Annotated in this window: 22 protein-coding genes; 11 read left to right on the top strand and 11 right to left on the bottom strand. The window is 72.0% G+C overall.

The annotated features are described in order from the left end of the window. Positions 1 to 46: 46 nt before the first annotated feature. On the bottom strand, positions 47 to 652 hold the full coding sequence (locus IH68_RS0100950) for a sulfite oxidase-like oxidoreductase (RefSeq protein WP_030926907.1): 606 nt from the start codon (positions 650 to 652) through the stop codon (positions 47 to 49). A gap of 215 nt (positions 653 to 867) precedes the next feature. Between IH68_RS0100950 and IH68_RS0100955 the strand changes: the two genes are divergently transcribed. After that, positions 868 to 1,782 carry an NADP-dependent oxidoreductase gene (locus IH68_RS0100955; RefSeq protein ID WP_030926909.1) on the top strand — a complete coding sequence of 305 codons (915 nt, stop codon included), beginning with the start codon at positions 868 to 870 and terminating at the stop codon, positions 1,780 to 1,782. Continuing rightward, entirely contained in the window at positions 1,779 to 2,489 is a 711-nt protein-coding gene (locus tag IH68_RS0100960; RefSeq protein WP_030926911.1) for a GNAT family N-acetyltransferase, read from the top strand. The genes IH68_RS0100955 and IH68_RS0100960 overlap by 4 nt, the downstream gene beginning before the upstream one ends. On the opposite strand, the gene IH68_RS0100965 is transcribed toward IH68_RS0100960, so the two are convergent. Continuing rightward, the gene (locus IH68_RS0100965) at positions 2,486 to 2,923 is read right to left on the bottom strand and encodes a MarR family winged helix-turn-helix transcriptional regulator (RefSeq protein ID WP_030926913.1); all 438 of its coding nucleotides are present in this window, start codon (positions 2,921 to 2,923) and stop codon (positions 2,486 to 2,488) included. The genes IH68_RS0100960 and IH68_RS0100965 overlap by 4 nt on opposite strands. A 104-nt stretch (positions 2,924 to 3,027) precedes the next feature. On the opposite strand from IH68_RS0100965, the gene IH68_RS0100970 reads away from it, so the two are divergent. Together IH68_RS0100970 and IH68_RS0100975 are read left to right on the top strand one after the other, a co-directional pair. Beyond that, positions 3,028 to 4,101 carry a membrane protein gene (locus IH68_RS0100970; RefSeq protein ID WP_030926915.1) on the top strand — a complete coding sequence of 358 codons (1,074 nt, stop codon included), beginning with the start codon at positions 3,028 to 3,030 and terminating at the stop codon, positions 4,099 to 4,101. A gap of 175 nt (positions 4,102 to 4,276) precedes the next feature. After that, positions 4,277 to 5,086, top strand: coding sequence for a putative protein N(5)-glutamine methyltransferase (locus tag IH68_RS0100975; protein WP_030926917.1), 810 nt, complete (start codon positions 4,277 to 4,279; stop codon positions 5,084 to 5,086). A 32-nt stretch (positions 5,087 to 5,118) separates the two neighbouring features. Here the strand turns inward: IH68_RS0100975 and IH68_RS0100980 are convergent, their stop codons facing one another. The 3 genes from IH68_RS0100980 to IH68_RS0100990 all read right to left on the bottom strand — a co-directional run bounded on the left by IH68_RS0100980 (position 5,119) and on the right by IH68_RS0100990 (position 8,687). Continuing rightward, positions 5,119 to 5,556 (bottom strand): glutaredoxin domain-containing protein, encoded by a 438-nt coding sequence (locus IH68_RS0100980; RefSeq protein WP_030926919.1) that lies wholly within the window; start codon positions 5,554 to 5,556, stop codon positions 5,119 to 5,121. A gap of 205 nt (positions 5,557 to 5,761) precedes the next feature. Continuing rightward, complete coding sequence (locus IH68_RS0100985; protein ID WP_234341155.1) at positions 5,762 to 6,484, bottom strand: DUF5666 domain-containing protein; 723 nt, start codon at positions 6,482 to 6,484, stop codon at positions 5,762 to 5,764. Between the two features lie 136 nt (positions 6,485 to 6,620). Then, on the bottom strand, positions 6,621 to 8,687 hold the full coding sequence (locus IH68_RS0100990; RefSeq protein ID WP_030926923.1) for a SpoIIE family protein phosphatase: 2,067 nt from the start codon (positions 8,685 to 8,687) through the stop codon (positions 6,621 to 6,623). 272 nt (positions 8,688 to 8,959) lie between these two features. On the opposite strand from IH68_RS0100990, the gene IH68_RS0100995 reads away from it, so the two are divergent. Then, a complete protein-coding gene (locus tag IH68_RS0100995) occupies positions 8,960 to 9,835 on the top strand; it encodes a hypothetical protein (RefSeq protein ID WP_030926925.1) in 876 nt (291 codons plus the stop codon). A gap of 104 nt (positions 9,836 to 9,939) precedes the next feature. Then, positions 9,940 to 10,308 carry a hypothetical protein gene (locus IH68_RS0101000; protein ID WP_030926927.1) on the top strand — a complete coding sequence of 123 codons (369 nt, stop codon included), beginning with the start codon at positions 9,940 to 9,942 and terminating at the stop codon, positions 10,306 to 10,308. Positions 10,309 to 10,405: 97 nt separating this feature from the next. Here the strand turns inward: IH68_RS0101000 and IH68_RS0101005 are convergent, their stop codons facing one another. Continuing rightward, positions 10,406 to 11,566, bottom strand: coding sequence for a M20 family metallopeptidase (locus IH68_RS0101005; protein ID WP_030926930.1), 1,161 nt, complete (start codon positions 11,564 to 11,566; stop codon positions 10,406 to 10,408). A gap of 115 nt (positions 11,567 to 11,681) precedes the next feature. Between IH68_RS0101005 and IH68_RS0101010 the strand changes: the two genes are divergently transcribed. Next, entirely contained in the window at positions 11,682 to 13,697 is a 2,016-nt protein-coding gene (locus tag IH68_RS0101010; protein ID WP_030926932.1) for an NADPH-dependent 2,4-dienoyl-CoA reductase, read from the top strand. 31 nt (positions 13,698 to 13,728) lie between these two features. Further along, the gene (locus tag IH68_RS0101015; RefSeq protein ID WP_030926934.1) at positions 13,729 to 14,280 is read left to right on the top strand and encodes a PadR family transcriptional regulator; all 552 of its coding nucleotides are present in this window, start codon (positions 13,729 to 13,731) and stop codon (positions 14,278 to 14,280) included. Between the two features lie 28 nt (positions 14,281 to 14,308). Here IH68_RS0101015 and IH68_RS0101020 read toward each other — a convergent pair whose 3' ends face one another. Continuing rightward, a complete protein-coding gene (locus IH68_RS0101020) occupies positions 14,309 to 14,866 on the bottom strand; it encodes a hypothetical protein (RefSeq protein ID WP_030926936.1) in 558 nt (185 codons plus the stop codon). A gap of 176 nt (positions 14,867 to 15,042) precedes the next feature. Next, entirely contained in the window at positions 15,043 to 16,032 is a 990-nt protein-coding gene (locus tag IH68_RS0101025) for a fibronectin type III domain-containing protein (RefSeq protein WP_051833034.1), read from the bottom strand. 134 nt (positions 16,033 to 16,166) lie between these two features. Between IH68_RS0101025 and IH68_RS56190 the strand changes: the two genes are divergently transcribed. Beyond that, positions 16,167 to 16,316 carry a hypothetical protein gene (locus IH68_RS56190; protein ID WP_159403626.1) on the top strand — a complete coding sequence of 50 codons (150 nt, stop codon included), beginning with the start codon at positions 16,167 to 16,169 and terminating at the stop codon, positions 16,314 to 16,316. Between the two features lie 136 nt (positions 16,317 to 16,452). After that, positions 16,453 to 17,145, top strand: coding sequence for a glycoside hydrolase family 75 protein (locus IH68_RS0101035; protein WP_030926940.1), 693 nt, complete (start codon positions 16,453 to 16,455; stop codon positions 17,143 to 17,145). 14 nt (positions 17,146 to 17,159) lie between these two features. Here the strand turns inward: IH68_RS0101035 and IH68_RS0101040 are convergent, their stop codons facing one another. Further along, a complete protein-coding gene (locus IH68_RS0101040) occupies positions 17,160 to 17,921 on the bottom strand; it encodes an SDR family NAD(P)-dependent oxidoreductase (protein WP_030926942.1) in 762 nt (253 codons plus the stop codon). Positions 17,922 to 18,065: 144 nt separating this feature from the next. Between IH68_RS0101040 and IH68_RS0101045 the strand changes: the two genes are divergently transcribed. Then, a complete protein-coding gene (locus IH68_RS0101045; RefSeq protein WP_030926944.1) occupies positions 18,066 to 18,704 on the top strand; it encodes a TetR/AcrR family transcriptional regulator in 639 nt (212 codons plus the stop codon). Between the two features lie 27 nt (positions 18,705 to 18,731). On the opposite strand, the gene IH68_RS0101050 is transcribed toward IH68_RS0101045, so the two are convergent. Together IH68_RS0101050 and dhaL are read right to left on the bottom strand one after the other, a co-directional pair. Continuing rightward, the gene (locus IH68_RS0101050) at positions 18,732 to 19,142 is read right to left on the bottom strand and encodes a PTS-dependent dihydroxyacetone kinase phosphotransferase subunit DhaM (protein WP_030926946.1); all 411 of its coding nucleotides are present in this window, start codon (positions 19,140 to 19,142) and stop codon (positions 18,732 to 18,734) included. Further along, on the bottom strand, positions 19,135 to 19,737 hold the full coding sequence (dhaL, locus tag IH68_RS0101055) for a dihydroxyacetone kinase subunit DhaL (RefSeq protein WP_030926948.1): 603 nt from the start codon (positions 19,735 to 19,737) through the stop codon (positions 19,135 to 19,137). The genes IH68_RS0101050 and dhaL overlap by 8 nt, the downstream gene beginning before the upstream one ends. Positions 19,738 to 19,770: the final 33 nt, after the last annotated feature.

Consider the following 19,770-nt stretch of genomic DNA (forward strand, 5'->3'; position numbering starts at 1 on the left):
GGTCGGGGGAGTGAACCCGGGGGAAGGGGAGGGCTGCGTCAGTTGCTCAGTCACCGGAGTACCGCTGCTCCTGCCAGGGGTTGCCGCGCGCGTGGTAGCCGTTCTGCTCCCAGAAGCCCGGCTCGTCGTGGTCGAGGAGCGTCAGGCCCGCGATCCACTTGGCGCTCTTCCAGAAGTACAGGTGCGGCACCAGCAGCCGGGCGGGTCCGCCGTGCTCGGGAGCAAGGGGCTGCCCGTCGTACTCCCAGGCGATCCAGGCCCGCCCGCCGGTCAGGTCCGCGAGGGGGAGGTTGGTGGTGTAGCCGGTGTGCGAGTAGGCGACGGCATGGGTGGCCGAGCCGTGGGGCCGCACCACATCGAGGAAGGCGTCCAGGGACACGCCCGAGAACCGCACCCCGAACTTCGACCAGCTCGTCACGCAGTGGATGTCGCCCTCGTACGCCGACGCCGGCAGTGCATGCGCCTGCTCCCAGTCCCAGGTCTGCGGGCGTTCCACCAGCCCGTCGACACGGAAGGTCCAGTCGGCGGGCGCCAGTTCGGGAGTGACCTCGGCGGACAGGACGGGCCAGTCGTCGCCCGCGTCGTACTGGCCGGGCGGCAGGCCCGGATTGTCGACGCGGGCGCGCCCGGTGAAGCCTCGGGTGACGTTCATGCGGGATCCAGCGGGACGGAAGTGGTTGCTGACGCATTCAACCGTACGTGCTCGTCAGGCGTGCTCCGGCCCCGGGCCGGCCCGCGATCGTTAAGGCCGTATGAAGACTCCGGCGCCCCGGGAATAGCCGGCCGCTGATCCTCCTTGCCGACTGGTGCCGGAACCGGTGCCCCGTACAACCGGTGACCAGCGGCAGCGAAGGAGAGTGGGAGCAGATGCCCAAGGCGTACGTGTTCACGCGCTACGGCGGACCGGAGGCCGAGGCCCTCGTCGACGTGGAGCGGCCGAGCCCCGGCCCCGGTCAGGTGCTCGTCGCGGTGCGGGCCGCGGGGGTGAACCCCGTCGACTGGAAGCAGCGCACCGGCTACCGTCGCCCGGGCGAGAGCGGCGAGCGCGACTTCCCCTCCTTCTTCGGCAACGAGGTCTCCGGTGTCGTGGAGGAGGTCGGTGAGGGAGTCGAGGGGTTCGCCGTCGGGGACGCGGTCTTCGGCCTGCCCGTCGTCGGCGGGTACTCCGAGTACGCGCTGCTGTCGGTCGACCTGATCGCGCACAAGCCCGCCGCGCTGTCCTTCACCGACGCCGCCACCCTGCCCGTGGCGGCCGTGACGGCGTACGACGGAATCCGCCAGCTCGGCCTGCCGGCCGGCGCGACCGTCCTGGTGACCGGTGCGGGCGGCGGGGTCGGAGTCGCGGCGGTGCAGGTCGCCCGCGCGCTCGGTCTGCGGGTCGTGGGCCTGGCGAGCGAGGCCAAGAAGGACTTCGTCGAGTCGCTGGGAGCCGAGCACGTGGTGTCCGGCCCGGGCTGGACCGGGCGGGTGCCGGGTGGTGTGGACGGTGTGTACGACCTGGTGGGCAGCGATGTCCTGGAAGAGGCGGCGACGCTGCTCACCGACCGGACCAGGCTCGTCACGGCCGGGGCCGCGCCCGAGGTCGTGGAGAAGCTGGGCGGCGCCCGCGTCGCGCGGGTACGTACCTCGGAGCGGCTCGCGGCAGTGGCCGACCTCGTGGTCCGCGGCGACCTGGACCCGCACGTGACGCAGACCTTCCCGCTGGAGCGGGCCGGTGAGGCGCTGCGCACCGTCGAGGAGGGCCACGCCCGCGGCAAGATCGTGATCGAGGTCGCCCAGTGAGCCACGTCCTGGACAACCCCGCCCTCGCCTCGCTGACCGGACCGCACGCGCACTTCGCCGAACGGCGTGGCCGGGTGCTGCGCTATCCCGTCGACGTGTCGCCGTGGCTGGCCCTGCCCGAGGAGCTCGACGCCGGGGACTGGGCCGACCTCGCGGCCCTCGCGGGCCCCGGCGGCGAGGTCCCGCTGCTCGGCTTCCGCGGCGAGATACCGGACGGCTGGGAGTTCACCTTCCAAGTCGAGGGGGTGCAGTTCGTCGGTGACGGCCTGACCACCGCGCCGGAGCCGGAGGCGGTCCGCCTCGGCCCCGCCGACGTGCCGGAGATGCTCGACCTGGTCGCGCGCACCCAGCCCGGCCCGTTCCTGCCCCGCACCATCGAAATGGGCACCTATCTGGGCATCCGGCGGGAGGGCGCACTGATAGCGATGGCGGGGGAGCGGCTGCACCCGCCGGGCTGGACCGAGATCAGCGCCGTCTGCACCGACCCCGCCTTCCGCGGCGAGGGCCTCGCGACCCGGCTGATCCTCGCGGTGGCCCACGGCATCCGTGAGCGCGGCGAGACCCCGTTCCTGCACACCGGAGCGGGCAACACCAACGCCATCCGCCTCTACGAGTCCCTCGGCTTCCGGCTGCGCCGCACCACCGTCTTCGGCGCGGCCCGCGCACCCGAACACCTCACGGACGAACGGGCGTTGGCCGTCCCCTAGCCCTCGCCCTCCGGTCGGATCCAGGCGTTGTACCGCACGAGATAGCCGGCGAAGCGCTCCAGATCCTCCCTCGGCCAGTCCGCGAGCCGCTCCCGGAAGGCCGCCCGGCGGCTGTCGGTGACCTGGGCGAGGATCTGGCGCCCGGTCTCGGTCAGGTGCAGGACCTGGACGCGGTGGTCGTCCGGGTCCAGGCGCCGCTCGACGAGCCGGGCCCGCTCCAGGGCGGCCACCTGGCGGCTGACCGTGGACTTGTCCAGGGCGTAGTGCGCCGCCAGATCGGTGGCCCGGCAGCCGCCGCTCTCCTCCAGATGCCCGAGCAGCGTGTACGAGACCAGCGACAGCTCGGGGTGCATACGGCCCGCCGAGGCACGGGCGCGGCGGGCGAAGGCCGTCATCTCGCGCTGGATCGTCTCCACGGCTTCGTCTGCTTCCACCGGACCTCCCTCATTCACCACGGAATACCACCCCACCCCATTTGGTTGTATAGTACAACTTGAAGTGAGAGTTGTATAAGCCAACCATCTGGAGGTTGTGAGCGATGAGGTCTCCGGCCCTGCGCCATGTGATCACGCACCTGATCACCCCGCTGCTGATGTGCATCGGCATGGGACTCGCGTACATGGGGGCGTTCGTCACCCCGGAGCCCCACCACCTGCCCGTCGCCGTCGTCGGCTCCGGCCCGCAGGCGAAGGTGTTCGCGCAGACCGTCAAGGACAAGGCGGGGGACAGGCTCGACGTCCGCACGGTCGCCACCCGCTCCGAGGCCGTCGGCCTGCTCGACTCCCGTGACATCACGGGCGCCTACGTGCCCAGCGCGAAGACGCCGGAGCTGGTGGTCGCCAGCGCCGCCTCCGACATGGACGCCACGGCCGTCGAGAAGGTCTTCACACCCATCGCCGCCGGACAGGGTGTCCCACTCAAGGTCACCGACGTGGCCGCACCGGTCGACGACGACCCCACCGGACAGGGCCTCTTCTTCCTGCTGATCGCGCTGAGTATCGGCTCCTACGCCTCCGTCGCCGCGCTCGGCGCCGCCGGCGCGGGCCTGCCCATGCGGCTGCGTGCCCTGCTGGCACTCGGCGTCTCCGCCGTCGTCAGTGGCATCGGCGCGCTGCTCGCCGGCCCGGTCTTCCACCTCGCCCACCACGACCTCGCCGGCCTGTGGGGGATGGCCTTGCTCTACTCCGCGGGCATCCTCTTCGTCGGCGTCGGCCTGCACACCTTCCTCAGGCGCTGGACCACCCTCGCCATGATGGTGCTGTTCGTCATGCTCAACTTCACCAGCTCCGGCGGTCTGTTCCGCCCCGACCTGCAGAACGGCCTCTTCGGCACCCTGCACGCCTTCTGGAACGGCGCCGGATTCGTCGAGGGGGCCCGCAGCCTCCTGTACTTCCACAGCGACGGCCTGTCCCGCAACGTATGGACACTCATCGCGTGGCTGCTGCTGGGTCTCGTCTTCACGGCGGTCGCCGCCGCGTACGAGCGGTCGCGGGGCCGGACCGAGACACCCGTGGCCGCCGCCGCGGCGGTCCGTACGGCCGAGGAGCAGAAGCCCGGACTGAAGGCCGAAGAGGAAGCTGAAGAGGAGGTCGAAGAGACGGTCGGCGTCTGAAGCCTTGCGGTAATGTTGCGCCCGGCCGTGGAATCTCCCGGCCCCCGAAGACCGAGGAGGTGAGACCCATTACCGCTGTGTCAGGTCGGGTGCTCACGCCTCGAGTCGACGCGGGCCGCCGGTAGTAGGCGACCGCGAGAGCGCCCTTCGACTTACCGAAAGGCTCTCGGCATTCATGCCTTCCTTGCCTCCTTCACCTTCCTCCCTGCCGTCGTCCTCCACCCGTGAGTCCGTCGTCTCGGCGCTGCGCGCCGCAGGCTGTGTCTTCGCCGAGGACGAGGCGGAGTTGATCCTCGCCGCCGCGCGCACGCCGGAGGAACTGGCCGTCCTGGTCGACCTCCGAGTGACCGGGCTGCCGCTCGAACTCGTCGTCGGCTGGGCCGAGTTCCGGGGGCTGCGCATCGCCGTGGAACCCGGCGTGTTCGTGCCCCGACGCCGTACCGAGTTCCTCGTCGAACAGGCCCTCGCCCAAGCCCCCGACGCATCCGTCGTCGTGGACCTGTGCTGCGGCTCGGGCGCCGTCGGCGTGGCCCTGGCCACCGCACTCGGCCAGGTCGAGCTGCACGCCGCCGACATCGATCCGGCCGCGGTGCGGTGCGCTCGCCGCAATGCCGGCGCGGTCGGCGGCCGGGTCCACGAGGGCGACCTGTTCGCGGCGCTGCCGGACGAACTGCGTGGCCGTATCGACATCCTCGCGGCCAATGTGCCCTACGTTCCCACCGGCGAGGTCGGCCTGCTGCCCGCGGAGGCCCGCGACCACGAACCGCTGGTCGCGCTCGACGGCGGCGCGGACGGGCTCGACGTCCTGCGCCGGGTCGCCGCCGAAGCACCCCGCTGGCTCGCCCCCGGCGGCTGCCTCCTGGTCGAGACGAGTGAACGGCAGGCCGCGTCCGCCGTCGAGGCCTTCACCACCGGCGGGTTGAGGGTACGCCTGGCCGCCTCCGAGGAGCTGTACGCCAATGTCGTGATCGGCGTCCACCCCTGAGCTCGCCTTTGCGGACTGGACATCGCTCCCGGTCACGCGGAAGGGGAGAGCTGCTCGCGCACCCATTCCGGATCGGGGTTGACGTGCGGCCGGCCCGCCACAAGGACAGTCGGTACGGTCTCGTTGCCGTCGTTGGCCGCCCTCACCGCCGCCGCGCCGGCCGGGTCACGCCAGATGTCCACCCAGTACAACTGGCGGGCGCTGCGCCCCAGTCGGAAGCGCAGTCGCAGACAGTACTTGCAGCCGGAGCGCCAGAAGACGACCGGCCGGCCGTCGACCGCACTGCGGCGTTGTGCCTCCACCGCACCGATCGACTTCGGGAAGGCCAGGGGCGAGTGCACGCCTGCGAGCACCGCGAACACCAGCAGGAAGGCGACTGCCACGGCCGGGCTGCCGCTGAGGAGCAGAGCAGTCGCAGCGACTGAGCCGCACAGCACCAGCAGAAGCGACAGGTTCCAAGGACGCATCATGATGACGCAGGCTATCGCCGCGTCAGGTCGCCGCGCCGCTGCCCGTCGGGCAATGCGCTGTGCCGCCGGGGGCTCTGGTGTCTGGTGGTTGCGTGCTTGCTCAGGGCCTGGGTTCGTTGGAGGCGGGGCTCGTGGCGTCGTGTGCCGGTCCGGTCGGTGGCGTGGCCATGACCTTGGGACGGTCCCGCGGGGCCGGCCGCTGGGGTCAGGTCGTGGCTCCGCTGCCCGACGGGCTCGGGGACGGTGCGTGGTTGCGCCAGTCCCTGTTGCCGGGGCCCGGGAATCTGTCGTGCCGGTTGCCGGGCCCCTTGCGGTCGAAGGTGCCGGAGAGCGCGCGGGTGGCGGTCCGGGTTCCGTCGTCGGAGCGGGTGCCGGCCAGGAGGGCCGTCTCGCCCTTCTTGAGGTCGCCGGCGCCCGAACCCTTCGTACCGTCGCGGAAGACGGTGGTGTCGGAGTTCACGGTCCAGGTCCACCGGGCGCCGTCGTCGCTCTTGAGCGTGACCTGGTCGCCGTCGATCTTCTCGACGGTGCCGCGCTGCCAGATCCGTACGACCCACTTGCCGGTGTCCTGGTCCTTGACCGTCGTCTCGCCGTGCACACCCATGTCACCGAAGCCGAAACCGAACCAGGGGCCGACACCGTGCCGGCCTCCGGGGCGGTCCGGTGACGGGGAGGTGGTCCCGGACGCGGAGGGCGTGGCGCCCTGGCCGGAGCCGCCGGAGGTGGCGGCGTAGGCGACCGTGCCGCCGAGGGCGAGCACGGCGACCGTGGCCGCCGCGGCCACGGCACGCGCCCGGCGGGACCGCCATCGCCCCGGCTCGCGGTCCGGCCCGCCCGGACCGGTCATCACTTCCATGTCCGGCGTCGTCTCGAAGCGCCCGTCAGGCCGCTCGCCCCCAGCAGTGGGTTCCTTGTCCGGCTCGTGCATCACGGCTCGCTCCCATCGGCCACGGCAGGCGGAGTCTGCATGCCATGCCTTGCTGTGATTGTCGAACGCGGACGATAAGGAACCCGTAATCAGAAGCTGTGAGAGCCCGGGCGCCACCCGCTGACGCCTCGGGCGGTCAGCTCGGCTGCTGCACGCGCGCGATGAGCAGTGCCACGTCGTCGGAGTTGTCGGGCTGGTGCAGGGTCCGCAGCAGGAGGTCGCAGACCTCCTCCAAGGGGCGGTCGGGGCCTTCGAGGAGGGACAGCAGGGCGTCCAGGCGCTCGTCGAGGGGATGCTGCCGGGTTTCGACCAGGCCGTCGGTGTAGAACACGAGACGGTCGCCGGGCTCCAGGTCGACCGTGGTGGTGGAGAAGGCGACGCCACCCACGCCCAGCGGTACGCCCGTGGGAAGTTCCAGCAGCTCCGGGGGATGCCCGGGCCGCAGCCGGGCCGGCGGCAGGTGCCCGGCGTTGGCGATCCGGCACTGCCGCAGCTGCGGGTCGTGGACGGCGTACACACAGGTCGCGATCGAGTGGTCCAGGCCCTCGGTGATCTTGTCGAGGTGTTCGAGGAGCCGGGCCGGATCGAGGTCGAGGGAGGCCAGCGTGTTGGTCGCGGTACGCAGTCGGCCCATGGTCGCGGCCGCGTTGATGCCGCTGCCCATCACATCGCCCACCACCAGCGCCGTCTTGCCGCCGTCCAGCGGGATCACGTCGAACCAGTCGCCGCCGACCTCACTGGTGGCTCCCGCGGGCTGGTAACGGGAGGCGACCTCGAGACCGCCGGTCACCGGCGGGTGGCTGGGCAGCAGGCTGCGCTGGAGGGTGAGGGCGGTGTCGCGGGCGTTCTGGTACCAGCGGGCGTTGTCGATCTGCACGGCCGCGCGGGATGCCAGCTCACGGGCGAGCAGCAGGTCGTCCTCGCTGAACGGCTCGGGGTTGTGCGTGCGCTTGAGGTCGAGGGCGCCGAGCACCTCGCCGCGGGCGATCAGTGGGACGGCCAGATAGGAGTGCACGCCGGCGCGGGCCAGCAGCTCCGCCGCTTCCGGGGAGCGGGCGATGCGCGGCAGATCCGCGTTCTCGACCTCCGCCACCAGGACCGGCTGCCCCGTGCGCACGCACTCGGTGACCAGGCGGTCGGCGCCGTAGCGGGCGACCTGCCCGGGCGCGTCGGCCGCCCGCAGCGCCTCCGGCGCGTTGTGGGCCCGTACGGCCAGGGCCCGGATCACGGCCGGTTCCGTGGGACCGAGGCTGCTGCGTCTGCCCTCCACCACCGCGTCGAGCAGGTCCACGGCCGCGATGTCGGCGAGCTCCGGCACGGCGACGTCGGCCAGCTCGAGCGCGGTGCGGTCCAGCTCCAGTGTGGTGCCGATCCGTGCGGAGGCGTCCGCGATGAGGGCCAGCCGCCGCCGCGCGGTCTCCGCTTCGATGCCCGCCCGGTGCTGTTCGGTGACGTCCACGACCGAGCCCGCGATGCCGAGAACGGTCCCGGCGGCGTCTTCCAGCCGGTAGAGCGAGATCGTCCAGGCGTGCTCGTCCTCCAGGTCGGCAGGGGTCCGGCCGATGGTCTGCTGGTCGACGAGAGGATGTCCGGTCTCCAGCACGTGACGCATGGCGGACTCGATGGCGTCGACGTCGAGGTGCGGCAGGACCTCGCGGACGGAGCGGCCGATGTGGTCCTTGGCGGGGATGCCGTTGAGCCGTTCCAGTGCCGGATTGACGGACACGTACCGCAGATCGGTGTCCAGAACGGCCAGACCGATCGGGGACTGGGCGATGACCTGCGTGGACAGCGCCACGTCCCGCTCCAGCCGCCGTACGGTCGAGCGGTCGGCGCACAGCCCCAGCGCGTAGACGTCGCCGTGGTCGTCCAGCAGCCGCATGTTGCGGAACTCCACCAGGCGTGTGCTGCCGTCCTTGCGCCGAATGGGGAAGGCCCCGGCCCAGCTCTGACCGGTGACCATGACGTCGGCGAACAGTTTGACCACCAGGTCGAGATGCTGTTCGTGCACCATGATCCGGGCCGCGTACTCTCCGAGGGCCTCCTGCGCGGGATAGCCGAACAGCTCCTCGGCCTGCGGGCTCCACAGCACGATGCGTCCCTCGGCATCCAGGACCACCGAGGCCACGCCCAGTACGTCGAGCAGCCTGCTCGGCCGTACCGACTCCTCGCCCTCGGCCACCGGAAACCCAGGTGCACTCATTGCACGCACCGCCTTCGCCCGCTCACGCGGCACGCCGTCCCCCGTGCCGACTCCCCATGTTCTACCGCGCTCAACCGTCCCTGTGACGACCCCGTCGCCCACCTCCACCATCCCTCAACACGACGGAGGCCGTCCCCCTGAGCCGTGACGACAGTACCCGGTACGGACCGTCACCGAGCCGACAGCCCCCGTTACCGAATTGGTCTGTACATGACTACGTCATCGGGCCAGACTGTCCGCCGAGCACGCCCCACCCCCATGGAGGAGCCCCCATGCCCCTGCGCGCCCGGCAACGTTGTCACGCAGCCCTGACCGCGGCCCTCGCCCTCGCGGCCGCCGCAGTCCTCTCCGCCGCTCCGCCCGCGTCGGCTGCCGACACCTGGACGGAAGTGGGCTCGGACCGCGCCGATCCGCTGACCGAGAGCCAGGGCCTGACCTCCGTCGAGGTCCCGGCGAACAGCCCCAACCGGTACACCGGCATCGGCACGATCCCCGCCGGCGTCTCCAGCCGCGGCTGGAACCACGTCGGCGACCCCGACGCCTCCTACAACGGCTACTACGTCGAGCCCTACCAGGCGGACTCGGGCAACGCGAAGATGTTCCGGGTGCAGGCTCCGGGCGGGGCCTGGTCGGAGTACGTCCACACGCTCAGCTCCGGCGAGGCACTGAACAACTCCTGGGTCGCGATCTCGCCCGACGGACAGTGGATGCTGGCCGGCGAGTACGGCACCATGAGCCGCTTCCTGGTGTTCCCGACCCCGGGCGTCAACGCGAGCACCTCGCCCTCGGCGAACCTGCCGCAGGCCTCCACCGTGAATCTCGACCACGCCGTGCGCGACGTGCAGGGCTGCGACTTCTCCGGCCCGACCACGCTGCTGTGCTCGTCCGACGACCCGGCCGGCTCGCTGTTCGGCATGACCAAGCCGCTCCTCCAGGTCGACCTGTCCGCCCGGCCGAACGGCACGTCGGACGTCTCCGGCCATGTCACCGCCCTGCGGCAGCTCCCGCTGCGCAGCTCCTGCTCGGGCACCTTCGAGGTCGAGGGCATCGACTACGACCGCCGGACCGGCACCCTGCGAGTGATCGTCGTGTCGCCGGGCTTCTGCGTCCTGACGGACAGCAAGACGTACCGCTTCACACGGAGCTGAGCCGCTCGCTGGTCCAGCCCGCGCAGTGGTGCTTTTCTGGGGATGTGGCGCGGTTCGCGGGAAACCCGTGGCGCCGCGCCGCAGCCACGAGAGGAGCGATCACGATGGACCGTGTGCGACCGCACGAGGAGCCCGTATCCCTCGAGATCAGCGGATGCAGCAAGGAGGACGCCCGGATCGTGTTCGACACCCTGTGTGCGTGCTTCGAGTCCGACCGGAGCCCCGAAGAGGTGCCGCAGCAGCTCCACGAGACCCGGCCGATGGTGTGGCTCGGCACCTTCGAGGTGACCGACGCCCATGAGTGCCCGCCTCCCGCCCGGCTCTCGTCCTCCGTGGAGGCCGACGCGCAGGGTGGCTACTGGGCCATCGAGCGGCTGCGGTCCACGCTGGACTCGTTGTTCTCGGTGCGGGATCTTTCTTCGGCGTCGGGGGATCAGGAGAGGGAGTTGCACGTGCGGCTCGAAACCCGTTAAACGCTCCGCGGAGTGCGGTTGTGTGTCTGCGGCTGCGTCGTGGCTGGTCGCGCCCACGCGGCGGTAGCCGCACCTTCAACACAGCCCCGCGCCCCCATCAGGTCGCCAGTAGGCGCAGCACGGCCTGACGGTAGACGGCGTGGATCACGGGCAGGTCCTCCAGGTAGGCACGTTCGTCTGTGCCGTGCAGGCCTTCGTACCGTACGCCGAAACCCGCCGTGGCCGGGATGCCCTCGGACGCCAGTAGGTTGCCGATGTTCGAGGGGCCCGCGGTCTTCGGTCGGACCGTGAGGCCCGCTCGGGTGGCGGCGTCCAGCAGTGCGGCGGCGGGCTGGTCATTCTCGGTCAGACGGTACGGCGGCCAGGAGGCCACCTGGGTGATCGCGGTCGGGGTCGGGCCGGGCAGCTGCCGGTCCAGCTCCGCCGCCGCTGCGCGGACCAGGTGCTCCGCCGCGCGGGAGTCGAAGGCCGGAGTGGTGCGGATGTCGACACCCAGCTCGCACAGGCCGGGCACCACGGAGAAGCCCTCGCCACCGTGGCAGGAGGTCACCGTCAGTTTCGGCGGCAGCGGGAACTCGCCCTCGGCGCCCGGGAGTTCGGCCTCGTCCAGCAGCTGCACCAGCCGCGCCGCCCGGGAGACGGCACCGAGCGCCGTGCGTCTCGACCCGGAGTGCCCCGACTCCGCGTGCACCGCGATCGTGGCCCGCCACAGCCCGCGCCCGCCGACCACCACCTCGTCCGGGCCGGGATAGCCGATCATCACCCCGGCCGGGCGCACCGCGGCCGTGTCCGCGAGATAGGCCCGGGCTCCGCCGAAGCCGCCGGTGTGCTCGTCGGCGTCCAGCAGGACGGCGAGCCCGCCGCTCAGTTCCGGGGCCCGGGCACGCAGCTCCGCCGCGATCCGGCAGAACATCGCCGCCGCCAGCTTGGAATCGGCCGCGCCGCGCCCCCGCAGCCACCCGTCCACGACGTCCCCGCAGTCCGGCGGGAACGACCAGGCGCCCTCGTCGCCGTAGGGGGCGGTGTCCACGCAGGCGTCCAGCGCCCACCACGGCCCCGGCCGGCCACCCGCCACCTCCACCAGCAGGGCGATCGGCCGGCCCGCGTCGTCGTAGAGGCGGCGATACGGCAGGTCACGAGCGCCGAGCCAGTCTTCGAGGACGGCGAGCACGGGACCGTAGTCGTCGATCCCGGCCCGGCTCGGGCGGCGGACCAGTGCCTGCGCGAGCTCGACCACCTCGGTGTCTTCTGGGCTCATGAGGCCACTGTGCCCGTGGGTGGTCCGCGTCACCCCTCGCTCCTTATGCAACTAGTTGCAAAACATGGGTGGGGTCCTCTACAACAGAGGCACCACACCGCGCATGGAGGGCCCGATGAGCCGTTACCCGCACCTGCTGAACCCGCTCGACCTGGGCTTCACCACGCTGCCCAACCGCGTCCTCATGGGCTCCATGCACGTCGGCCTGGAGGAGGCCGAGCGCGGCTTCGAGCGCATGGCGGAGTTCTACGCAGCCCGGGCGCGCGGGGGAGTGGGTCTCATCGTCACCGGAGGCATCGCGCCCAACGACGAGGGGCGCCCGTACGAGGGCGGCGCCAAGCTCACCACCGACGCGGAGGCCGAGGAGCACCGGCAGATCACCGAGGCCGTGCACGGCGAGGGCGGCCGGATCGCCATGCAGATCCTGCACTTCGGCCGGTACGCCTACCACCAGGACCTGGTCGCCCCGAGCCCCCTCCAGGCGCCGATCAGCCCCTTCCCGCCCCGCGAGCTCACCGACGCCGACGTCGAGCGGACCATCGACGACTACGCCCGCGCCGCCCGCCTCGCCAGGCAGGCCGGCTACGACGGTGTCGAGATCATGGGCTCCGAGGGCTACCTCATCAACGAGTTCATCGCCGCCCAGACCAACCAGCGCACCGACCGCTGGGGCGGCTCGTACGAGAACCGCATGCGCTTCCCCGTCGAGATCGTGCGCCGGGTGCGCGAGGCCGTCGGTGAGGACTTCATCATCATCTACCGGCTGTCCATGCTCGACCTGGTCCCCGGCGGCTCCACCCTCGACGAGGTGATCACCCTCGCCAAGGCCGTCGAGGCGGCCGGTGCGACGATCATCAACACCGGCATCGGCTGGCACGAGGCCCGCATCCCCACCATCGCCACCTCCGTGCCGCGCGGCGCCTACACCTGGGTGACCAAGCGGCTCATGGGCGAGGTTTCCGTCCCGCTCGTGACCACCAACCGCATCAACACCCCGGAACTGGCAGAGGAGTTGCTCGCCGAGGGGTACGCGGACATGGTCTCCATGGCCCGCCCGATGCTCGCCGACCCCGACTTCGTCAACAAGGCCGCCGAGGGCAAGCCGGAGGCCATCAACACCTGCATCGGCTGCAACCAGGCCTGCCTGGACCACACCTTCAGCCTCAAGATCACCTCCTGCCTGGTCAACCCGCGCGCCTGCCACGAGACCGAACTGGTCCTCTCGCCCACCCGGCTGAAGAAGCGCGTCGCCGTCGTCGGGGCCGGACCGGCCGGGCTCGCTTGTGCGGTCTCGGCGGCCGAGCGCGGCCACGAGGTCACCCTGTACGACGCCGCGGGCGAGGTCGGCGGCCAGCTCAACGTGGCCCGCAAGGTCCCCGGCAAGCAGGAGTTCGACGAGACCCTGCGCTACTTCCGCCACCAGCTCGACGCGCACGGCGTGGACGTACGCCTCAACACCCATGTGGAAGCAGGTGACTTGGAGGGCTACGACGAGGTGGTCGTCGCCACCGGCGTCACCCCGCGCACCCCCGACATCCCGGGCGTCGACCACCCGAGCGTCGTCGGCTATCTCGATGTGCTGCGCGGCAACGCGCCCGTCGGCGACCGGGTGGCGATCCTCGGCGCGGGCGGCATCGGCTTCGACGTCGCGGAGTTCCTGACCGACGGCGGGGACAAGGCGAGCGAGGACCCGGCGACGTACTTCCGCCAGTGGGGCGTCGACATGGACTACCGGGCGCCCGGCGGACTCGCCGCCCCCGAGCGGCCCGCCCCGCCGCGCACCGTCCACCTGCTGCAGCGCAAGACCAGCAAGGTCGGCGCCGGACTGGGCAAGACCACCGGCTGGATCCACCGCGCCGAGCTCAAGCACCGGGGCGTCACCATGGTCCCGGGCGTCCGCTACGACCGCATCGACGATGCCGGGCTGCACGTCACCGTCGGCGAGGAGAGCACGGTCCTGCCGGTCGACACGATCGTGCTGTGCACCGGACAGGAACCGCGCCGCGGCCTGTACGAGGAACTGGTCGCCGCCGGAGTCGGCGCCCACCTGATCGGCGGTGCCGACGTGGCCGCCGAACTGGACGCCAAGCGTGCCATCAAGCAGGGCACGGAGCTGGCGGCGGCCCTCTAGGGGGCCCTGCGGCCGTCCCTAGGATGACCCCATGTCACTCCCGCATGCGATCCTCACCGCCCTGCTCGAAAAGCCGTCCTCGGGGCTGGAGCTGACCCGCCGGTTCGACAAGTCGATCGGCTACTTCTGGTCGGCGACGCATCAGCAGATCTATCGCGAGCTGGGGAGACTGGAGGCCGACGGCCAGATCCGGGCCCTGCCGTCCGAGCAGCCGGCCCGCGGGCAGAAGAAGAGCTACGAGGTCCTGCCCGCGGGCCGCGCCGAACTGGCCCGCTGGACCGCCGCGTCCCAGGACCCCAAGCCGCACCGCGATGTGATGCTGCTGCGGCTGCGTGCGGCGGCCGTGGTGGGTACTGCCGGCCTCGAGGCCGACCTGCGCCGCCATCTCGACCTGCACCGGCTGCAGTTGGCCGAGTACCAGGAGATCGAGCAGCGCGACTTCCCGCCCGGCAGGGACGCTCCCCAGGACCGGCTGCGGCACCTGGTGCTGCGAGCCGGCATCGACCTGGAGACCTTCTGGACGCAGTGGCTCACGCACGCCCTGGAGGAGTTCGCCGAACTGCCCGGTTCCGAAGCGGTGTGAGCCCCACGGCTCGTGGGCCCGGCAGCGCTCAGAGCCGGTTCGGCCGCGCACGCCGGCGCAGGTACCAGCCCGTCGCGATGACACCCGTGCCCACCAGGGCGGCGCCCACCCCGACCGTCAGCGGGCCGTAGTCCTGGACGGCGCCGCCGACACCGCCCATGACGCCGAGCGAGGGCGAGGGCCTGGTGGTGGCCGAGATGGTGGCGGCGGGCGTCGCGGTGGGGGTGGAGGCGGAGGAGACGACGACGCTCTGGGTGCCCGCATTGGTGCCGTTCGCGCACATCACCGTCACGGTGTACGTGCCGGGGCTCACGTTCGACCAGGCCGCCGACTGCAGGGCGCTGGTGCCCGACAGCGGCATCTGACGGGCCGGCTGGCTGCTGCTGAGCAACGTGGCGGTGCCGAACGTCCCGTTGCTGCCGCGCGGGAAGCACACGCTCGTGGTCACCGAAACGGTGGACCCGCTGGTGCTCACGGAGATCCCCGTCCCCTGCGCCGCGGCCGGCACGGCGGCCAGGGCGAGCGGGAGCGCGGCGACGGCTGCCGCGGTCAGGGCGGAGCGAACGAATGGCTGAGAGTTGCGCATTGGACTGCCCTCCGACGGCACGGTTGGCGGTACATCCCTTGCGCCGCCGAAGTCGGGAAAGGCCCGTGCTGCCTCAGGGGCAGCCAACGTCCCCGCGGCGCTCCCCGCATGCGGACCGCCTCCGGGCAGGTGACGGATTCCTCCTTCCGGCCCATGCCGCAGGCCTGTCACTGCCGTCAGCCGCCGGCCGCCCCGGTGGTCACCGTCCGCTCGACCGAGAAGCCGCCCCAGGTGCCGTCGGGCAGTCTGGCCCGGATCCGCACGCGGTGGCGCACGCCGGCATCCCGGCCGACGTAGAAGGAGTACGACGCCCGGTCGCGCGGCGCGTCTCCGCCGTAGACCAGGGAGGTGGCCGCCCTGCCGTCGAGGCGGATCCGGTACTCCGTGACCACGCCGTCGGTGCGCGGCGGGATCCAGCGCAGGTCGAGGTAGTAGGCCCCGCCGGCGCGGTGGCTCGTCGCCCGGAAGGCGGTGGGCGCCGTGCTGCGTCCGTCGTCGGAGCCCGGCGTGGTGAGGCGGACGGTGCTGCCGTGAGGCGAGAGGTTGTCGGCCGCGTCGCGGGCGCGGACGGTGAAGGCGTAGCGGGTGCCCGGCCGCAGCCCGGTGACCACGGTCGCCGTCTGTGCTCCGCCCACACTGTGGATCTTGGCGGCGCCCTGGTAGACGTCGTACGACACCACGGCCCGGTCGTCCCGCGACGCGGACCAGGACAGCTCGACGGCCCTGCTGCCGACCGCCCGGCCGCGCACCTCTCCCGGCCGCGTCGGTGCCGTGTCGTCCGCCGCAACGGCCGCCGGAGTCTCCGCCCGGACCCGGCGGCCGGGCGGTCCGAGCCGGCCCTCGGTGTTCCGGGCCCGCACGGTGAAGACGTACGTGGTGGACGGCCTGAGCCTGGTGACGTCCACCATGTGCCGGGAGCCGGGCACCTGCTCGACCTTGGTGGTGCCGCGATACACCTCGTAGACGCTGACGCGGGGGTTCGCGGACACCGCGTTCCACATCACGTGGACGCTGGTCGAACTGCCCGCCACCGCGGTCACTCCCGTGGGGGCCGCCGGCAGCCCGCCGTCGTCCTCCCCGGCGCCGCTCCCGCCGCAGGAAGCGGCCAGGGCCAGTGCGGCACAGAGCGCGAGGGATCGGTACACGAGCACGGTGTCGTGACGCACTGCTCCGCCTCCCCGGACGACACGGCGGTAATGGTCCGGACCAATATTGCGCGGCTGGCGTGATCGCATCAAGGGGTTGGTTGCGGGCCGACAGCATGAGGGACGGCGTTGCAGACCGCCCGGCGGAGTTACGTATGCTGAAGCTCCTCACGGCCGAACTCTCCCTGAGGGATGGCGAGTTCATGCCGGTGGCGCGGGCCGCTGTCGTCGCTGTTCCCGCGCCGGACGCGGGTGGCCGGGCCGCCGGAGCCGACACGGGCTCAGGCGCCCGGCACCCTGCATGACGTCCGAAGACACGCCACGCCGTGACCCGCCTGGGGCTGTGCGCCGCCCGGTCCGCCTACGGTGGCCCCATGATCGCTACGGCGCCCGACCGGGCTGAATGCCCGTCAGTGCCCCTTCGGGAAAGGGCTTTTCATGGTGCGTGTCCAGTCGCTGACCCTGGCCGTGGCCGGTGCCGCTTTACTCGCCCCGCCGATGCTGTCCGACGCCGCGACCCGCGGCCGGGCGGAGCCGGTGGCCTGGCGCGAGGGCGACGTCCGTGCCGCCGAACTGCTGGCCAAGGTGCGTGACTGCACCCAGATCTCCCGCGGCCGCTTCCGCAGCGACGCAGGCAGACCGGCCACGATTGCGGTGTGCGGCACCCGGCGCGCCGTCTTCTGGAAGGCCGACATGGACATCGACTGCGACGGACAGCCCGGCCCGCGCTGCAACCGCCGCACCGATCCGTCGTTCTCCGAGGCCACCGCCTATCAGCAGTCCGACGGGCGCTACCTGAGCGCCGAACGCCTCCCGTACATCGTCGTGCCCGCCCCGAGCCGCACCTGGGACCACGACGACGACGGCGTCCGCGGCGGATCGGTCGCCGCCGTCGTCTACCGGGGCCGTGTGCAGTACGCGGTCGTGGGCGACATCGGCCCGGACAGCATCATCGGGGAGGCGTCCTACGCCACCGCCAAGGGCCTCGGCATCCGCCCGGGCCCGAACGGCGGAGCGCCCTCGGGCGTCACCTATATCGTCTTCAAGTACTCGCAGGTCAAACCGATCGAGAGCCATGCCGCCGCCGTCGCCGTGGGTCGGCGCCTGGCACAGCAGTTCGTGCATGGCGGATAGACGCCGGGGCGTCGTCAGACGGCCGCCCACCCGTTGTCGACCGGCAGGATCACGCCGTTGACGTTGCTCGCCGCGTCCGAGGCGAGGAACACGATCGCGGCGGCCTGCTCCTCCGGCTGGGACACGCGTCCGACATTGCCCATGTACGGGCCGAGAGCCGCCGGGCCGTGGGCGCTCCCGTCGATGTCGGGGATCATCCCCGTGGCGGTGCCGCCCGGGGCGACGGCGTTGCTGCGGATGCCCTGGTTGCGGTACATCACCGCGAGGGACTTGGTCAGGCCCACCACTCCGTGCTTCGAGGCCGTGTACGCCGCGCCCGCCGCGCTGCCCCGGATGCCGGCCTCGGAGGCGGTGTTCACGATCGCGCCCCTGCCCGCCTGAAGCATGTGCGGCAGCACCGCCCGTGTGAGCAGGAACGGGGCGGTGAGATTGACCCGTATGACCTTCTCCCACTCGGCGTCGCCGACGTCCGCGAGCGCCGACATCCGGTCCATGATCCCGGCGTTGTTCACCAGGACGTCCACGCCGCCGAAGCTCTCCACGGCCGTCCGGACCACCTGGTCGACCACGGCCTGATCGCTCAGGTCGCCCACCACGGCGACCGCGGCGCCGCCCGCCTGCTCGATCTCCTTGACGACCGCGTCCGCGCCCTCGGCGTTGAGGTCTGCCACAACGACCCACGCGCCCTGTGCCGCGAAGGCCAGAGCGGCAGCCCGCCCGATGCCCGAGCCCGCTCCGGTGACGATGACGCTGCGCCCGTCGAGTCCACTGGCCATGAGGTGCTCCTGTCCATGCGTACGAGGACCCGCACAGATGCCCGCGAGCCCGGTGTGCGCACACCCTACGACTTAATGTCTGCGAGTGACATAAAGAGGTGCGGGAGAATTCCGGGAGAGTGATCACCAAAGCCGGAGGGACACATGACCGCAGCCCGCGGACGCACAGGACGACCGCCCCTGACCGAGGAGCGCAAGGCCGAGATCCGGCTGGAGATCGCCCGGGCCGCGGTGGACCTGTTCGTCACCCAGGGCGTCACGGCGACCACCGGCGAGCAGATCGGGCAGGCCGTCGGCGTCTCCGCGCGCACCGTGTGGCGCTACTTCCCCAGCAAAGAGGCCTGCGTACGGCCGCTGTTCACGGCCGGCATCGACATGATCGCCGCCCGGCTGCGGGACTGGGCGCACGGACAGCCCCTCGAGGACATCTTCGCGCCGGAGCTGACCGCGGACCTGGCCGTCGTCGCCGGGCCCGACCGGGCAACCGTTGGCGCGCTGGTACAGCTGACCCGCACCGAGCCGGACCTGCGCGCCGTCTGGCTCCAGACCTACGACGAGGCCGAACCGGCGTTCGCCCGCGCCCTCGCCGAGCGCGCCGGACTGCCTGCGGACGACCTGAGGCCCACGATCCAGGCGGCGATGTTCAACGCGGCCCTGCGCGCGGCCGTCGAGCACTACGCCTGGCGCACCGCAGACGCGGAGCCCGACCACGTGACGGCGGAGGCCGAGCTGACGGCAACCATGCGCTCGGCCCTCGCCGTCGCCGCGGAGGGACTCGGGTGAGAGGTCTCCTCGGACCTTTCGGTGGCTTCAGACCTTCCGGTAGGTGTACGCCTCCGCGGCGGCCGCCTCCACCGCCGCGAGGTCCGCGCCCGTGGCCGCCGTGACCACCGCGGCCACCGCCCCCTCCACGAACGGGGCGTCCACCAGCCGTGTCTGGTCGGGGAGTTCGTCGCCCTCGGCGAGCAGCGCCTTCACCGTGAGCACGGCACTACCGAGGTCGGTGAGGACGGCGACCCCCGCGCCCCGGTCCACGGACGCGGCCGCAGCGGCGATCAGCTCCGCGCTCGTGCCGAGCTCGCCTCCCTCGGTGCCGCCCGCCGGGGCGACCGGCACCGAGACCCCGCCGCCCGCCAGCCCCTTCGCCAACTCGGCCACGGAGGCTGCCACTTCGGCGCTGTGCGACACCAGCACGATCCCGACCTGTTTCCCGTCACTCATCGTCGGCCTCCGCGAGGGCGGCGACGAGCAGCGCCGACGAGGTGGCGCCGGGATCCTGGTGCCCGATGCTGCGCTCTCCGAGATAGCTGGCCCGGCCCTTGCGGGCCTGCAACGGGGTGGTCGCGAGGGCGCCCTCTTCGGCGGCGGTGCGGGCCGCGGCGAACCCGCCGGCGTCGAGCGCGTCCACGGCCGGCACCAGCGCGTCGATCATGGTCTTGTCGCCGGGTGCGGCGCCGCCGAGCGTCATCACCGCCTCCACCCCGGCCCGCAGGGCTTCGGCGAACTGCGCCTCGCTGACCTCGCCGGAGTCCCCGAGCGCCTTGCCCGTACGGCGCAGCAGCGTGCCGTAGAGGGGCCCCGACGCACCGCCGACCGTCGAGATCAGCTGCCGCCCGGCCTGGATCAGGACGGCACCGGGCGTGTCCGGCGCCTCCTTCTCCAGGGTCGCGGCCACGGCCCGGAACCCGCGCTGCAGATTGCTGCCGTGGTCGGCGTCCCCGATGGGCGAGTCGAGGGCGGTGAGCCGTTCCGCCTCGCGGTCCACGGACGCGGCGGTCGCCGTCATCCAACGGCGGAAGAAGTCGGCGTCGAGCACTGGATCTCCTTGCGTGGTAGGTACGTTGACACC

The sequence above is a fragment of the Streptomyces sp. NRRL S-646 genome, assembly GCF_000720765.1.
Taxonomy (GTDB): Bacteria; Actinomycetota; Actinomycetes; order Streptomycetales; family Streptomycetaceae; genus Streptomyces.

Coding starts and splice junctions, on each gene's coding strand:
- IH68_RS0100950 (WP_030926907.1), bottom strand. CDS start 652: ATGAACGTCACCCGAGGCTTCACCGGGCGCGCCCGCGTCGACAATCCG.
- IH68_RS0100955 (WP_030926909.1), top strand. CDS start 868: ATGCCCAAGGCGTACGTGTTCACGCGCTACGGCGGACCGGAGGCCGAG.
- IH68_RS0100970 (WP_030926915.1), top strand. CDS start 3,028: ATGAGGTCTCCGGCCCTGCGCCATGTGATCACGCACCTGATCACCCCG.
- IH68_RS0100975 (WP_030926917.1), top strand. CDS start 4,277: ATGCCTTCCTTGCCTCCTTCACCTTCCTCCCTGCCGTCGTCCTCCACC.
- IH68_RS0100980 (WP_030926919.1), bottom strand. CDS start 5,556: ATGATGCGTCCTTGGAACCTGTCGCTTCTGCTGGTGCTGTGCGGCTCA.
- IH68_RS0100985 (WP_234341155.1), bottom strand. CDS start 6,484: ATGCACGAGCCGGACAAGGAACCCACTGCTGGGGGCGAGCGGCCTGAC.
- IH68_RS0100990 (WP_030926923.1), bottom strand. CDS start 8,687: ATGAGTGCACCTGGGTTTCCGGTGGCCGAGGGCGAGGAGTCGGTACGG.
- IH68_RS0100995 (WP_030926925.1), top strand. CDS start 8,960: ATGCCCCTGCGCGCCCGGCAACGTTGTCACGCAGCCCTGACCGCGGCC.
- IH68_RS0101000 (WP_030926927.1), top strand. CDS start 9,940: ATGGACCGTGTGCGACCGCACGAGGAGCCCGTATCCCTCGAGATCAGC.
- IH68_RS0101005 (WP_030926930.1), bottom strand. CDS start 11,566: ATGAGCCCAGAAGACACCGAGGTGGTCGAGCTCGCGCAGGCACTGGTC.
- IH68_RS0101010 (WP_030926932.1), top strand. CDS start 11,682: ATGAGCCGTTACCCGCACCTGCTGAACCCGCTCGACCTGGGCTTCACC.
- IH68_RS0101015 (WP_030926934.1), top strand. CDS start 13,729: ATGTCACTCCCGCATGCGATCCTCACCGCCCTGCTCGAAAAGCCGTCC.
- IH68_RS0101020 (WP_030926936.1), bottom strand. CDS start 14,866: ATGCGCAACTCTCAGCCATTCGTTCGCTCCGCCCTGACCGCGGCAGCC.
- IH68_RS56190 (WP_159403626.1), top strand. CDS start 16,167: ATGCTGAAGCTCCTCACGGCCGAACTCTCCCTGAGGGATGGCGAGTTC.
- IH68_RS0101040 (WP_030926942.1), bottom strand. CDS start 17,921: ATGGCCAGTGGACTCGACGGGCGCAGCGTCATCGTCACCGGAGCGGGC.
- IH68_RS0101045 (WP_030926944.1), top strand. CDS start 18,066: ATGACCGCAGCCCGCGGACGCACAGGACGACCGCCCCTGACCGAGGAG.
- IH68_RS0101050 (WP_030926946.1), bottom strand. CDS start 19,142: ATGAGTGACGGGAAACAGGTCGGGATCGTGCTGGTGTCGCACAGCGCC.